We start from the raw sequence: 13,171 nt of genomic DNA on the forward strand, positions 1-13,171 counted from the left end.
CAGACTATGAAACCCGCAGTCAACGCCGTTGCGCGGATCCGGACTTCCCCGGCCACCAGGGGCCGTGGAGCGGACCGGCCCGCCGGGGAGGAACGAGTGCCGCACTCGCCGAGGGAAGTCGCGCGGCTCACCGCCACGGACGCCGCCCGGGCGGCACGGGTCCTCGACGAGGTACGGGCCTCCGCCCTCGACGGCCGGCGGCCGAAACCCGCCCCCCGCCCGGCGATCCGGGAGTCCTGGGGCCGCGCGGTCCACCGCGGCGTCGACCCCGACCACGACTTCCGCTCCGACCTCCTCAGCCGGGACGAGGTCGAGCGCCGCCGCCGGAGCACCCCTCTGCGGCACGTCCTTCCGGTGCTGCGCGAGGGGCTGCTCTCCCTCGCGGACACCGCGCAGCACATCATGATGGTCGCGGACGCGGACGCCCGGGTGCTGTGGCGGGAGGGCAGTACGGCGGTGCTCCGCAAGGCCGACGGGCAGGGTCTCGGGATCGGCGCGGACTGGCGCGAGGAGACCATCGGCACCAACGGCGTCGGCACCCCCATCGCCTCCCGCCGCCCCGTGCAGGTCTTCTCCGCCGAGCACTTCGTCCGCGCCCTGCACCCCTGGACCTGCACCGGCGCCCCCATCACCGACCCGCGCGACGGCCGGCTGCTCGGCGCGGTCGACATCAGCGGCCCCCTGGAGACCCTGCACCCCTCCACGCTCGCCCTGGTCGACTCGGTCGCCAAGCTCGCCCAGGCCCGGCTACGAGACCTGCACCTGACCTCGCTCGAGGAACTGCGGGCGGTGGCGGCCCCGCTCCTGGCCCGCATCGGGGGCCGCGCGATCGCCGTCGACCGGGACGGCTGGACCGCCGCGGTGACCGGCATGCCGTACACCAACCGCGTCGCCCTCCCCAAGTCCCTCTCCCCCGGCCGCTGCCGGCTCCCCGCCCTCGGGCTGTGCACCGTCGAGCCGCTGCCCGCCGGCTGGCTGATACGCCCCACCGCGGACCCCGCGCCCGCCTCCACGATCACGCACATCACCCTCGACGTCTCCCACCCCCGCCGCTGGACCGTCACCGTCGCCGGCTGCGCCGGCTCCTGGACCCATGAGCTCACCCCCCGCCACGCCGAACTCCTCTACCTCCTCGCCCTCCACCGCGGCGGCCGCAGCGCCTCCGCCCTCGCCGACGACATGTTCGGCGACCCCGCCCGCACCGTCACCGTCCGCGCCGAGATGTCCCGCGTACGCCGCTACCTCGGCGCCTTCCTGGACCACCGGCCGTACCGTTTCACCGAACGAGCCGATGTCGAGGTCCTCCTCCCGGACGCCCCGTCGGACCTGCTCCCGCACTCCGTGGCGCCGGGAGTGGTGAGAGCCAGAGCGACCGCCGCGGGTGGCTGCCCCTGGGAGGAAGGGCCGTGGGAACACGGGGGTCGCTCCTAGGCTGGACCTCCGGCGAGGTGGCGCGTGCGGGGACAGGGGCGGAGCGGTATGGAACAGGGGTCCGGCGGGAGCAATGTGGTCAGCGGCGGGTAGATGGGCCCCGTCGTCCAGGTGTCCGGCTCGGTCGGCCGGTTGGTCGTCCAGGAGGGCACGGCGGCTGCCGAACCGCCCGGCCCGCCCCACGAGGACCCGTGGGTACGGCAGGCCCGGCAGTCGCGTGTCTGGGACCATGTGCCCCCGAACCGCAAGGTCGACGAACACCGAGCGCTGGTGGTCGCGGTGGCGGCACGGCTGGCCGTGCTGCGCGACGCGGCGTCGCAACGGCTGGCCGCAGACCCCTGGCGCTGCCGGAGGGCCTGTCCTTCACCGCAGCGCGGCGGCTCATCGAGGTCGTCCGGGCGGCGTTGCCGCTGGTCCCGTGTGCCACCTCCGGCCTCACGTCAAACACGCCCACCCCCCTTGCCGGTGAACGGATCATGGCCCCGGAGTGAGGGATCTCCCTGTAATTCCGCGGTCCTCGGCGTGACACGTGTCCCACTGTCGTAGCATCGCTCGCAGGCCGCCCCACCTGTCCCGCCGTCAAGATCCTGTTCGCGGCAGGCAGTTGGCCGTCCCCGGGAGGTTTGATGAAGCACCGCGGTAGGCACCGTCGACGCAGAAGGGGGCGTGCGCTGCGCGCGTCCCTGGCGGGGACCGCGCTGGCGCTCACGGCGGCGGCCACGCTGATCAGCACGTCGCAGGCGGCGGGCGGTGAGACACCGGGCGCGCTGTCCCCGATCACCTCGGCCGGGGAGCTGCGCGAGCTCACGCTGCGGGAGACCCTGACCGACAGGACCGAGCTGCACACCCTCGCCAACGACATGGGCGGCGCGGTCGGCGTCGACGAGGTGCTGCGGAGCGCCAACCACACGATGCGCGGCGAGGACGACTGCTTCGCCTCCGAGAAGGACAATCTGCCCGTCGAGCCGGTGGCCTCGCGGGCGTACTGCTGGGAGACGGGCGACGCGGTCGACGAGAAGTGGGTCCCCCGGTCGGTCACCACCTCCCGGAACAACCAGGTCATCGTGTCCGGCTGGACTCACAACGGCGGCACGGACAACGGCGGCACGGACGACGAGGGGCTCACCAGGGTCGCCTTCGTCGACGCCCGGAATCCGGCGAGCCTGAAGTACCGCTGGGTGCTGCTGGTCGTGCCGACGGCCGACGGGCAGGGCTTCGAGGGCCTGCGCTCCCGGCTCGGCGGCATGGCCTGGTACGAGGACAAGCTGATCGTCACCGCGCGGGGCCCTCAGGGGCACGGACGGCAGGACGACTCCCTGTACGTGTTCGACCTGGCCCGCTTCCTCCGCGCCGACGTGACCGACAGCGACGTGATCGGCGGGGTCGGCGACGGCTGGTCGGCCCACCACTACCGGTACGCGCTCCCGGCGGTCGCCACGTACAGCCCGGCGGCCGGCGGCGGCTGTGACGCGCGCGGCAGCGACGCGGTGCCCTGCTTCGGCTCGCTCTCCCTCGACCGGACGTCGACGCGGCCCAGCGTCGTCGCGACCGAGTCGTTCAGGCCGAGCCGCGAGGAGCCCGCCCGCGTCTGGCGCTACGCCCTCGACACCACCGCCGACCGTACCGGTCTGCTCACCACCACCGGGCGCACGAGCGACGTATCCGCCACCGAGGCGTACGAGACCAAGGCCACCGGTGTCCAGGGGGTCCTCTCGCACCACGGGGAGTGGTACATCGGGCAGGCCGGAATGGACCGTGACGCACACGACACCCTCTGGCGGCAGGACGAGAACGGGGCGAAGGCCGCCCAGTGCGCGGCGGACAAGGCCGACGAGACGTCCGGCCTCCGGTCGTACGCCTGCTGGGGGCGGCACACCGCCTCCCTCTCCTATTCGCCCCAGACCGACGAGATGTGGACGCTCACCGACCCGATCCCGGAGCGGGTGCTGTACGCGGTGAGGCTGTCGGACGTCGACGGCACGCTGAACTAGGGAGCACAGCCCGGTCATGGGGTTCGGCCTGCCTTGGATGACGGCCGCGCCCCATGATTTCCTGGCCCCATGAGCAGCAGCCCCGTCACCACCTGGTCCCTGGAGCAGACCTCGCCGAGCGACCTGCTTCCCGCCGCCGCACCCGACGGCGACGACGTCCGCATCGTGCGCGCCGAGATCCCCTCTCCCGAGTTCAGCCGCTTCCTGTACGCCTCCGTCGGCGGGGACATCCTCTGGATCGACCGGCTCTCGTGGTCGTACGAGCGGTGGCAGGAGCACCTGGGCCGGCCGGGCGTGGAGAGCTGGGTCGCATACGACCGGGGCACCCCGGCCGGATACGTCGAACTCGAGCCGCAGGACGACGGGGTCGTGGAGATCGTGTACTTCGGGCTGATCCCGGCGTTCCGGGGACGGCGCATCGGCGGCCACCTCCTGTCGTACGGGACGGCCCGCGCCTGGGACCTCGCCGAGCGGTGGCCGGGGCTGCCGCCGACCAAGCGGGTCTGGCTGCACACCTGCAGCCGGGACGGGGAGCACGCCATGGGGAACTACCTGCGGCGCGGGTTCAAGCTGTTCGACACGAAGGTCACGGAGGAGGCCGACGCTCCGGCGCCGGGGCCCTGGCCCGGGGCGGTCGCGCCCACACCATGACCCACATCACATCGTCTCGACATGCGAGACAACCCTGTCCGCGATGTGGATGAAGGTGGACTCGGTCTAAAGAGCCGTGACACGCTTCCGTCATGTCTGGAACTGGAATTGCCTTGGTGAGTCGGCGGCACGTCGACCTCGGCCGCATGTCCAGCGCCATCTGTCCGGTGAGCTGACGCCCTGACGCTAGGGGTTGGACGACCCCGGGCAACAGCGCCGCACCCTCCTCTGTTTCAGCCAGCGCAAGGACGCGCGGGCGCCGCACACGCCGCGCGTGTGCTCGCATGCGCGCGTAAGCGCAGGTCAGAGCCGCCTCCCCGCCTTTCCCGAAGGACATACACACCATGGCCGCCACCCCGCAGAACTCCGCCACGCCCCGCCGCAAGGTGAGCCGTCACCGTGGCGAAGGACAGTGGGCCGCCGGACATTTCACCCCGCTCAACGGCAACGAGCAGTTCAAGAAGGACGACGACGGTCTCAATGTGCGGACACGCATTGAGACGATCTACTCGAAGCGCGGTTTCGACTCGATCGACCCCAACGACCTGCGCGGCCGTATGCGCTGGTGGGGGCTCTACACCCAGCGCAAGCCCGGGATCGACGGTGGCAAGACCGCGATCCTGGAGCCGGAGGAGCTGGACGACAAGTACTTCATGCTGCGGGTGCGGATCGACGGCGGTCGCCTCACCACCCAGCAGCTGCGGGTGATCGGCGAGATCTCGCAGGAGTTCGCGCGGGGCACGGCCGACATCACCGACCGGCAGAACGTTCAGTACCACTGGATCCGGGTCGAGGACGTCCCCGAGATCTGGGAGCGGCTGGAGGCCGTCGGCCTGTCCACCACCGAGGCCTGTGGTGACACCCCGCGTGTGATCATCGGCTCACCGGTCGCCGGCATCGCCGCGGACGAGATCATCGACGGCACGCCCGCGATGGACGAGATCCACCGGCGGATCATCGGCAATCCGGAATTCTCGAACCTGCCCCGCAAGTTCAAGTCCGCGATCTCCGGCTCCCCGCTGCTCGACGTGGCGCACGAGATCAACGACATCGCCTTCGTCGGCGTCCGCCACCCCGAACACGGCCCCGGCTTCGACCTGTGGGTCGGCGGCGGACTGTCCACCAACCCCAAGATCGGGCAGCGGCTCGGCGCCTGGGTGCCGCTGGACGAGGTCGCGGACGTGTACGAGGGCGTCATCTCGATCTTCCGCGACTACGGCTACCGGCGGCTGCGCACCCGCGCCCGCCTGAAGTTCCTGCTCGCCGACTGGGGCACGGAGAAGTTCCGCCAGGTCCTGGAGGACGAGTACCTCAAGCGGAAGCTGGTCGACGGCCCGGCGCCCGACCAGCCGGTGGCGCGCTGGCGCGACCACGTGGGTGTGCACCCGCAGAACGACGGCCGCTACTACGTCGGGTTCGCCCCGCGCGTCGGCCGCGTCGACGGCACCACGCTGACGAAGATCGCCGACCTCGCCGAGGCGCACGGCTCGGGCCGCGTCCGGACCACCGTCGAGCAGAAGATGATCGTGCTCGACGTCACCGAGGAGCAGGTCGACTCGCTCGTCGCGGGCCTGGAGGCACTGGATCTCACCGTGCACCCGTCGCCGTTCCGGCGCGGCACCATGGCCTGCACCGGCATCGAGTACTGCAAGCTCGCCATCGTCGAGACGAAGCAGCGCGGCTCCTCGCTCATCGACGAACTGGAGCGCCGTATCCCGGACTTCGACGAGCCGATCACCATCAACATCAACGGCTGCCCCAACGCCTGCGCGCGTATCCAGGTGGCGGACATCGGTCTCAAGGGACAGCTCGTCCTCAACGACGCGGGCGAGCAGGTCGAGGGCTTCCAGGTGCACCTGGGCGGCGCGCTCGGCCTGGAGGCCGGGTTCGGCCGCAAGGTGCGCGGCTTGAAGGTCACCTCCGAGGAGCTGCCCGACTACGTCGAGCGCGTGCTCAAGCGGTTCCAGGACGAGCGCGAGGACGGCGAGCGGTTCGCCACCTGGGTTGGTCGGGCCTCTGAGGAGGCGCTGTCGTGAGCACTGTGATGGTCGCGGTCATGAGCCTCCTCCTGTGTGCCGGCGCCGGCGCGGTGATCGGCGCCGTCGTCGCACGCGTACGCGCTGAGGGGGGCGGGACCGATGAGTGAGCGAGCCGCGCCTTTCTACTGCCCCTACTGCGGTGACGAGGACCTGCGCCCGAACGAAGAAGGTCACGGCGCGTGGGAATGCGGGGCCTGCAATCGAGCCTTCCAGTTGAAGTTCCTCGGGCTGTTGTCCCGGGGGCTTCAGCGAGCCGACAGCGGAGGGGATCACATATGACTACCGTTCAGGCGGATTCCGATACATCCGCGTCCTCGACGGACGCGGCCGACCCGGACGCGGCAAAGCGCGCCGAGCTCAAGGCGCTCGCCGAGCAGGCCGGCCGCGACCTGGAGGACGCCTCGGCACTGGAGATCCTCCAGTGGGCCGTGGACACCTTCGGCAAGCGCTTCTGCGTGACCTCCTCCATGGAGGACGCCGTGGTCGCGCACCTCGCCTCCCGGGCCAGGCCCGGCGTGGACGTCGTGTTCCTCGACACCGGCTACCACTTCCCGGAGACCATCGGCACCCGGGACGCGGTCGAGGCCGTGATGGACGTCAACGTCCTCACGATCACCCCGCGTCAGACGGTCGCCGAGCAGGACGCCGAGTACGGGCCCAGGCTGCACGACCGCGACCCCGACCTGTGCTGCTTCCTGCGCAAGGTCAAGCCGCTGGAAGAGGGCCTGACCCGGTTCGACGCGTGGGCGACCGGCCTGCGCCGCGACGAGTCCGAGAGCCGGGCCGACACCCCGGTCGTCGGCTGGGACGACAAGCGCGGCAAGGTCAAGATCTCCCCGATCGCGCGCTGGACCCAGGACGACGTGGACGCCTACGTCGCCGAGCACGGCGTGCTCACCAACCCCCTGCTCATGGATGGCTACACGTCCGTGGGCTGCGCCCCCTGCACGCGCCGCGTCGCCCCGGGCGAGGACGCGCGGGCCGGCCGCTGGGCCGGCAACGCCAAGACCGAGTGCGGGCTGCACCTGTGACCGCCGCAGTGCCCGCCGAGACCGCCGACACCCCCGAGAACACCGTCCCCGCGACGGCCCGCGTTCCCGTGACGAACCTGGAGAACCAAGTGACGACCGGAGCCACCGGAGCCACCGTCTGGCTCACTGGTCTGCCGAGCGCCGGCAAGACCACCATCGCCTACGAGCTCGCGGGCCGGCTGCGCGAGGACGGCCACCTCGTGGAGGTGCTCGACGGCGACGAGATCCGCGAGTTCCTCACCGCGGACCTCGGCTTCAGCCGCGCCGACCGGCACACCAACGTGCAGCGCATCGGCTTCCTCGCCGACCTGCTCGCCCGTAACGGCGTCAAGGCGCTCGTACCGGTCATCGCTCCGTACGCCGACAGCCGTGAGGCGGTCCGCAAGCGGCACGCGGCGAGCGGTGCCGCGTACGTCGAGGTGCATGTGGCGACGCCGGTGGAGGTGTGCAGCGAGCGCGACGTGAAGGGGTTGTACGCCAAGCAGGCGGCCGGTGAGATCTCCGGGCTGACCGGGGTCGACGACCCGTACGAGGCTCCCGAGACCCCGGATCTGCGGATCGAGTCGCAGGACCAGACGGTCCAGGAGTCCGCTGCCCTGGTCCACAAGCTGCTCACCGAGAGGGGTCTGGCGTGACGACGACCGTCGCCTCCGTCTCCGAGGAGACGGGCACCCCGTACACCCTGTCCCACCTGGACGCGCTGGAGTCCGAGGCCGTCCACATCTTCCGCGAGGTGGCGGGGGAGTTCGAGCGGCCGGTGATCCTGTTCTCCGGCGGCAAGGACTCCATCGTCATGCTGCACCTGGCGCTGAAGTCCTTCGCCCCGGCGGCGATCCCCTTCACGCTGCTGCACGTGGACACCGGGCACAACTTCCCCGAGGTCCTGGAGTACCGCGACCGCACGGTGGCGAAGCACGGCCTGCGGCTGCACGTCGCCTCGGTGCAGGACTACATCGACCGGGGAGTGCTGAAGGAGCGTCCGGACGGCACCCGTAACCCCCTGCAGACCGTGCCGCTCACCGAGAAGATCCAGGCGGAGAGGTTCGACGCCGTCTTCGGCGGTGGCCGCCGGGACGAGGAGAAGGCCCGCGCCAAGGAGCGGGTGTTCTCGCTGCGGGACGAGTTCTCCCAGTGGGACCCGCGCCGCCAGCGCCCCGAGCTGTGGAACCTGTACAACGGCCGCCACGCGCCCGGCGAGCACGTCCGCGTGTTCCCGCTGTCCAACTGGACCGAGCTGGACGTCTGGCAGTACATCGCCCGTGAGGGCATCGAGCTGCCGGAGATCTACTTCGCGCACGAGCGTGAGGTGTTCCAGCGCGCCGGTATGTGGCTGACCGCCGGCGAGTGGGGCGGCCCCAAGGACGGTGAGAGCGTCGAGAAGCGCCTCGTCCGCTACCGGACCGTGGGTGACATGTCCTGCACGGGCGCCGTCGACTCCGACGCGACCACGCTGGACGCCGTGATCACCGAGATCGCCGCCTCCCGGCTCACCGAGCGGGGCGCGACCCGCGCCGACGACAAGATGTCCGAGGCCGCGATGGAAGACCGTAAGCGCGAGGGGTACTTCTAGGCATGAGCACGACCACGGAACTCACCGAGACGACCCTGCTGCGTTTCGCGACCGCCGGTTCGGTCGACGACGGCAAGTCCACCCTCGTCGGGCGGCTGCTGCACGACTCCAAGTCGGTCCTCACCGACCAGCTGGAGGCCGTGGAGCGCGCCTCGGCGAGCCGTGGCCAGGAGGGCCCGGACCTCGCGCTGCTCACCGACGGTCTGCGGGCCGAGCGGGAGCAGGGCATCACCATCGACGTGGCGTACCGCTACTTCGCCACGGCCAAGCGGCGGTTCATCCTCGCCGACACCCCCGGCCATGTGCAGTACACCCGCAACATGGTGACGGGTGCCTCCACGGCCGAGCTGACGGTGATCCTGGTCGACGCCCGCAACGGCGTCGTCGAGCAGACCCGCCGCCACGCCGCGATCGCCGCGCTGCTGCGCGTCCCGCACGTGGTCCTCGCGGTCAACAAGATGGACCTCGTCGGCTACGAGGAGCAGGTCTTCGCGCGGATCGCCGAGGAGTTCACGGCGTACGCCTCCGAGCTGGGCGTCCCGGAGATCACCTCCATCCCCATCTCGGCGCTCGCCGGTGACAACGTGGTGGAGCCGTCGGCCAACATGGACTGGTACGGCGGCCCGACCTTCCTGGAGCACCTGGAGTCCGTGCCGGTCAGCCACGACCTGGCGCACTGCCACGCGCGTCTGCCCGTGCAGTACGTGATCCGTCCGCAGACCGCCGAACACCCGGACTACCGGGGGTACGCGGGCCAGATCGCGGCCGGTACGTTCCGCGTCGGCGACTCGGTGACGGTGCTGCCCTCCGGCCGTACGACCAAGGTCACCGGCATCGACCTGCTCGGCAAGCCGGTCGAGGCGGCCCACACCCCGCAGTCGGTGACCCTCCTGCTGGCGGACGACATCGACATCTCGCGCGGCGATCTGCTGGTGCCCACCAAGGACGCGCCCGCGACCACGCAGGACATCGAGGCGACGGTCTGCCATGTCGCCGACCAGCCGCTGACCGTGGGCCACCGCGTGCTGCTCAAGCACGGCACCCGCACGGTCAAGGCGATCGTCAAGGACATCCCGTCCCGGCTGACGCTCGACGACCTGTCCCTGCACCCGCACCCGGGGCAGCTCGTCGCCAACGACATCGGCCGCGTGAAGGTCCGTACGGCGGAGGCGCTGCCGGTGGACTCGTACGCCGACTCCCGCCGCACCGGTTCCTTCATCCTGATCGACCCGTCCGACGGTACGACGCTGACCGCCGGCATGGTCGGCGAGTCGTTCGCCTCCCCGGAGCCCGTCAAGGACGAGTCCGAGGACGACGGGTGGGACTTCTGACATGAACCCCGTGGACTACTACGCGACGTTCGCGAAGGAAGGCGGCCGGGTCGGCAGCGGCGCCCTCGGCAGCGGACAGGGCGGAGTCGCGCGATGTGTGCGATGACGTACGCGCACCGCTTGCGCGCCCTCACCCCCCACCGCCGTAGACGAAAACCCGACCTCCTGGCCACGACCTGAGAGACCGTGACCGCCGGGCCTGTCGAGAGGAACACCTCCCGTGCCTGCACCACGATCCGCCGCCTTCAGACGCACCTTCGCGGCCGTCACCACGCTTCCCCTCCTCGCTCTCGCCGCCTGCGGTTACGGTTCCCAGGCCCCCAAGGACGACGCCTCACAGGTCGCCGCCGGGGCCGAGAAGGTCGGCGGTCTCGAATCCGTCAACATCGGCTACTTCGGCAACCTCACGCACGCCACCGCCCTCGTCGGCATCCAGAAGGGCTTCTTCCAGAAGGAGCTCGGCGGCACGGAGGCGAAGTACACGACCTTCAACGCCGGCCCCTCCGAGATCGAGGCCCTCAACGGCGGCTCCATCGACATCGGCTGGATCGGTCCCTCCCCGGCGATCAACGGCTACACCCAGGCGGACGGCAGCAACCTGCGCATCATCGGCGGTTCGGCGTCCGGGGGTGTGAAGCTCGTCGTCAACCCGGACGAGATCAAGTCCCTGAAGGACGTCAAGGGCAAGAAGATCGCCACCCCGCAGCTCGGCAACACCCAGGACGTGGCGTTCCTCAACTGGATCGCGGAGCAGGGCTGGAAGGTCGACGCGCAGAGCGGCAAGGGTGATGTGTCCGTGGTCCGCACGGAGAACTCCGTCGCCCCGGACGCCTACAAGTCCGGTGCCATCGACGGGGCCTGGGTGCCGGAGCCGACCGCGTCGAAGCTGGTCGCGGAGGGCGCGAAGGTGCTGCTGGACGAGGCGGACCTGTGGCCGGACAAGAAGTTCGTGATCACGAACATCATCGTGCGGCAGGAGTTCCTGAAGAAGCACCCGGACGTCGTCGAGGCCGTGCTGCGCGCCTCGGTGAAGACCACCGCGTACATCAAGTCCAACCCGGACGACGCCAAGGCCGCGGCGAACGCCCAGCTGAAGGCCGACTCCGGCAAGGAGCTGCCCGCGGACGTGCTCGACCCGGCGTGGGAGTCCATCCAGTTCACCGACGACCCGCTGGCCTCCACCCTCAACACCGAGGCGGAGCACGCGGTCAAGGCGGGTCTGCTGGAGCAGCCGAAGCTGGACGGCATCTACGACCTGACGCTGCTGAACAAGGTCCTCAAGGCCGCGGGTGAGCCCGAGGTCGACGACGCCGGGCTCGGCGTCAAGTAACCGCACAGTCCGATGAGTTCCCAGGAGGTGACGACCATGGCCACCGCACTCGCCAAGGCCGCCGACGGCGTCCAGGCGGTCGAGCACGCCGCCCGTATCGAGCACGTGTCGAAGTCCTTCGCCGGACCCGCCGGGCAGCAGCTCGTCCTCGACGACATCACCCTCGATGTCGCGCCGGGCGAGTTCGTCACCCTCCTGGGGGCCTCGGGCTGCGGCAAGTCCACGCTGCTCAACCTGGTCGCGGGGCTCGACGAGCCGAGCGCGGGCAGCATCTCGACCGACGGGCGTCCGGCCCTGATGTTCCAGGAGCACGCCCTGTTCCCGTGGCTGACCGCGGGCAAGAACATCGAACTCGCCCTGAAGCTCAGGGGGGTTCCGAAGAACGAGCGACGCGAGCGGACCGAGGAGCTGCTGGGCCTGGTCCGGCTCCAGGGCGCCTACGGCAAGCGGGTGCACGAGCTGTCCGGAGGTATGCGCCAGCGGGTCGCCCTGGCCCGCGCGCTGGCCCAGGAGAGCAAGCTGCTGCTGATGGACGAGCCGTTCGCCGCGCTCGACGCCATCACCCGTGACGTCCTGCACGACGAGCTGACCCGCATCTGGAACGAGACGAAGCTTTCGGTGCTGTTCGTGACGCACAACGTGCGCGAGGCGGTACGGCTCGCCGAGCGCGTCGTGCTGCTGTCCTCGCGTCCCGGCCGGGTGGCCCGCGAGTGGACGGTGGGCATCCCGCAGCCGCGCCGTATCGAGGACACCGCCGTGGCGGAGCTGTCCGTCGAGATCACCGAAGAACTGCGCAAGGAGATCCGCCGCCATGGCCAGCACTGAGACCAAGAGCGACGCCGCCCCCGGCAAGGACGGGGACGACCTCGCCGGCCTGGAGGCGGGCCTCGACGCGCTGGACGCGGTGCAGACCGGTCGGCCGCCGCTGCGTCAGGTCCTCGTGCAGAAGGTGCTGCCGCCGGTCATCGCCGTCGCGCTGACCCTCGCGGTGTGGCAGCTCCTCGTCTGGGCCGAGGTCGCGCCCCCCTACAAGCTGCCCGCGCCGTCCGAGGTGTGGGACGAGGTACGCGACGCCTGGCTGCAGGGCACCCTCCTCGAATACATCTGGACCAGCGTCTCGCGCGGTCTGCTGGGCTTCCTGCTGGCGCTGCTGATCGGCACCCCGCTCGGGCTGCTGGTGGCCCGGGTGCGGATCGTCCGCGCGGCGCTCGGCCCGATCCTCTCCGGTCTGCAGTCCCTGCCGTCGGTGGCATGGGTGCCGCCGGCGGTGGTCTGGCTGGGCCTGGAGCCGTCGGTGATGTACACGGTGATCCTGCTCGGCGCGGTCCCGTCCATAGCCAACGGTCTGGTGTCCGGGATCGACCAGGTGCCGCCGCTGTTCCTGCGGGCCGGCCGCACCCTGGGCGCGACGGGCCTGAAGGGCACCTGGCACATCGTGATGCCGGCGGCGCTGCCCGGCTACGTGGCCGGTCTGAAGCAGGGCTGGGCGTTCTCGTGGCGTTCGCTGATGGCCGCCGAGATCATCGCGAAGGCGCCGGACATGGGCATGGGCCTCGGCCAGCTGCTGGAGGCGGGCCGCACCAACAGCAGCATGTCCCAGGTCTTCCTGGCCATCTTCCTCATCCTGATCGTCGGCATCGCCATCGACCTGCTGATCTTCAGCCCGCTGGAGCGGTGGGTGCTGCGCAACCGAGGTCTGCTGGTGAGCCGCTGACCCGCCCGTCCCGAGCCGCCGACTCGTCCGCCTAGCCGCCGAATCGTCCCCCGAGCCGCTGAGAGAGAGCCGAGAGAACCGAG

Annotated in this window: 14 protein-coding genes; all 14 read left to right on the top strand. The window is 70.8% G+C overall.

Going from position 1 to position 13,171, the window contains the following annotated elements; genetic code table 11:
• Positions 1–96: 96 nt before the first annotated feature.
• The 14 genes from ACWD26_RS26805 to ACWD26_RS26870 all read left to right on the top strand — a co-directional run bounded on the left by ACWD26_RS26805 (position 97) and on the right by ACWD26_RS26870 (position 13,088).
• On the top strand, positions 97–1,431 hold the full coding sequence (locus ACWD26_RS26805; RefSeq protein WP_451274291.1) for a GAF domain-containing protein: 1,335 nt from the start codon (positions 97–99) through the stop codon (positions 1,429–1,431).
• 93 nt (positions 1,432–1,524) lie between these two features.
• Positions 1,525–1,977: a hypothetical protein gene (locus tag ACWD26_RS26810; RefSeq protein ID WP_451274293.1), complete on the top strand. Its 453-nt coding sequence runs from the start codon at positions 1,525–1,527 to the stop codon at positions 1,975–1,977.
• An 80-nt stretch (positions 1,978–2,057) separates the two neighbouring features.
• Positions 2,058–3,422: a hypothetical protein gene (locus ACWD26_RS26815; protein WP_451274294.1), complete on the top strand. Its 1,365-nt coding sequence runs from the start codon at positions 2,058–2,060 to the stop codon at positions 3,420–3,422.
• A 69-nt stretch (positions 3,423–3,491) separates the two neighbouring features.
• Entirely contained in the window at positions 3,492–4,073 is a 582-nt protein-coding gene (locus ACWD26_RS26820) for a GNAT family N-acetyltransferase (protein WP_451274296.1), read from the top strand.
• Between the two features lie 92 nt (positions 4,074–4,165).
• Positions 4,166–4,249, top strand: coding sequence for a putative leader peptide (locus tag ACWD26_RS26825; protein WP_309474722.1), 84 nt, complete (start codon positions 4,166–4,168; stop codon positions 4,247–4,249).
• Positions 4,250–4,417: 168 nt separating this feature from the next.
• The gene (locus ACWD26_RS26830) at positions 4,418–6,109 is read left to right on the top strand and encodes a nitrite/sulfite reductase (protein ID WP_451274298.1); all 1,692 of its coding nucleotides are present in this window, start codon (positions 4,418–4,420) and stop codon (positions 6,107–6,109) included.
• A 102-nt stretch (positions 6,110–6,211) separates the two neighbouring features.
• Positions 6,212–6,391, top strand: coding sequence for a hypothetical protein (locus tag ACWD26_RS26835; protein ID WP_078937126.1), 180 nt, complete (start codon positions 6,212–6,214; stop codon positions 6,389–6,391).
• Complete coding sequence (locus ACWD26_RS26840) at positions 6,388–7,143, top strand: phosphoadenylyl-sulfate reductase (RefSeq protein ID WP_451274300.1); 756 nt, start codon at positions 6,388–6,390, stop codon at positions 7,141–7,143. The genes ACWD26_RS26835 and ACWD26_RS26840 overlap by 4 nt, the downstream gene beginning before the upstream one ends.
• 68 nt (positions 7,144–7,211) lie before the next feature.
• A complete protein-coding gene (gene cysC / locus ACWD26_RS26845) occupies positions 7,212–7,778 on the top strand; it encodes an adenylyl-sulfate kinase (RefSeq protein WP_451274502.1) in 567 nt (188 codons plus the stop codon).
• Positions 7,775–8,713: a sulfate adenylyltransferase subunit CysD gene (gene cysD, locus ACWD26_RS26850; RefSeq protein WP_451274302.1), complete on the top strand. Its 939-nt coding sequence runs from the start codon at positions 7,775–7,777 to the stop codon at positions 8,711–8,713. Before cysC ends, cysD begins: the two co-directional genes overlap by 4 nt.
• A 2-nt stretch (positions 8,714–8,715) precedes the next feature.
• Positions 8,716–10,044 carry a sulfate adenylyltransferase subunit 1 gene (locus ACWD26_RS26855; RefSeq protein WP_451274304.1) on the top strand — a complete coding sequence of 443 codons (1,329 nt, stop codon included), beginning with the start codon at positions 8,716–8,718 and terminating at the stop codon, positions 10,042–10,044.
• Between the two features lie 220 nt (positions 10,045–10,264).
• The gene (locus tag ACWD26_RS26860) at positions 10,265–11,374 is read left to right on the top strand and encodes an aliphatic sulfonate ABC transporter substrate-binding protein (RefSeq protein WP_451274306.1); all 1,110 of its coding nucleotides are present in this window, start codon (positions 10,265–10,267) and stop codon (positions 11,372–11,374) included.
• Between the two features lie 36 nt (positions 11,375–11,410).
• Complete coding sequence (locus tag ACWD26_RS26865) at positions 11,411–12,199, top strand: ABC transporter ATP-binding protein (protein WP_451274308.1); 789 nt, start codon at positions 11,411–11,413, stop codon at positions 12,197–12,199.
• Positions 12,186–13,088, top strand: coding sequence for an ABC transporter permease (locus ACWD26_RS26870; protein WP_451274310.1), 903 nt, complete (start codon positions 12,186–12,188; stop codon positions 13,086–13,088). The genes ACWD26_RS26865 and ACWD26_RS26870 overlap by 14 nt, the downstream gene beginning before the upstream one ends.
• Positions 13,089–13,171: the final 83 nt, after the last annotated feature.

This window comes from Streptomyces sp. NPDC002787 (genome assembly GCF_053592095.1).

Bases quoted from the DNA above. Each gene is read 5' to 3' on its own strand.
- ACWD26_RS26870 (WP_451274310.1), top strand. From the start codon at position 12,186: ATGGCCAGCACTGAGACCAAGAGCGACGCCGCCCCCGGCAAGGACGGG.
- ACWD26_RS26810 (WP_451274293.1), top strand. From the start codon at position 1,525: ATGGGCCCCGTCGTCCAGGTGTCCGGCTCGGTCGGCCGGTTGGTCGTC.
- ACWD26_RS26855 (WP_451274304.1), top strand. From the start codon at position 8,716: ATGAGCACGACCACGGAACTCACCGAGACGACCCTGCTGCGTTTCGCG.
- ACWD26_RS26825 (WP_309474722.1), top strand. From the start codon at position 4,166: ATGTCTGGAACTGGAATTGCCTTGGTGAGTCGGCGGCACGTCGACCTC.
- ACWD26_RS26830 (WP_451274298.1), top strand. From the start codon at position 4,418: ATGGCCGCCACCCCGCAGAACTCCGCCACGCCCCGCCGCAAGGTGAGC.
- ACWD26_RS26865 (WP_451274308.1), top strand. From the start codon at position 11,411: ATGGCCACCGCACTCGCCAAGGCCGCCGACGGCGTCCAGGCGGTCGAG.
- ACWD26_RS26815 (WP_451274294.1), top strand. From the start codon at position 2,058: ATGAAGCACCGCGGTAGGCACCGTCGACGCAGAAGGGGGCGTGCGCTG.
- ACWD26_RS26820 (WP_451274296.1), top strand. From the start codon at position 3,492: ATGAGCAGCAGCCCCGTCACCACCTGGTCCCTGGAGCAGACCTCGCCG.
- ACWD26_RS26840 (WP_451274300.1), top strand. From the start codon at position 6,388: ATGACTACCGTTCAGGCGGATTCCGATACATCCGCGTCCTCGACGGAC.
- ACWD26_RS26835 (WP_078937126.1), top strand. From the start codon at position 6,212: ATGAGTGAGCGAGCCGCGCCTTTCTACTGCCCCTACTGCGGTGACGAG.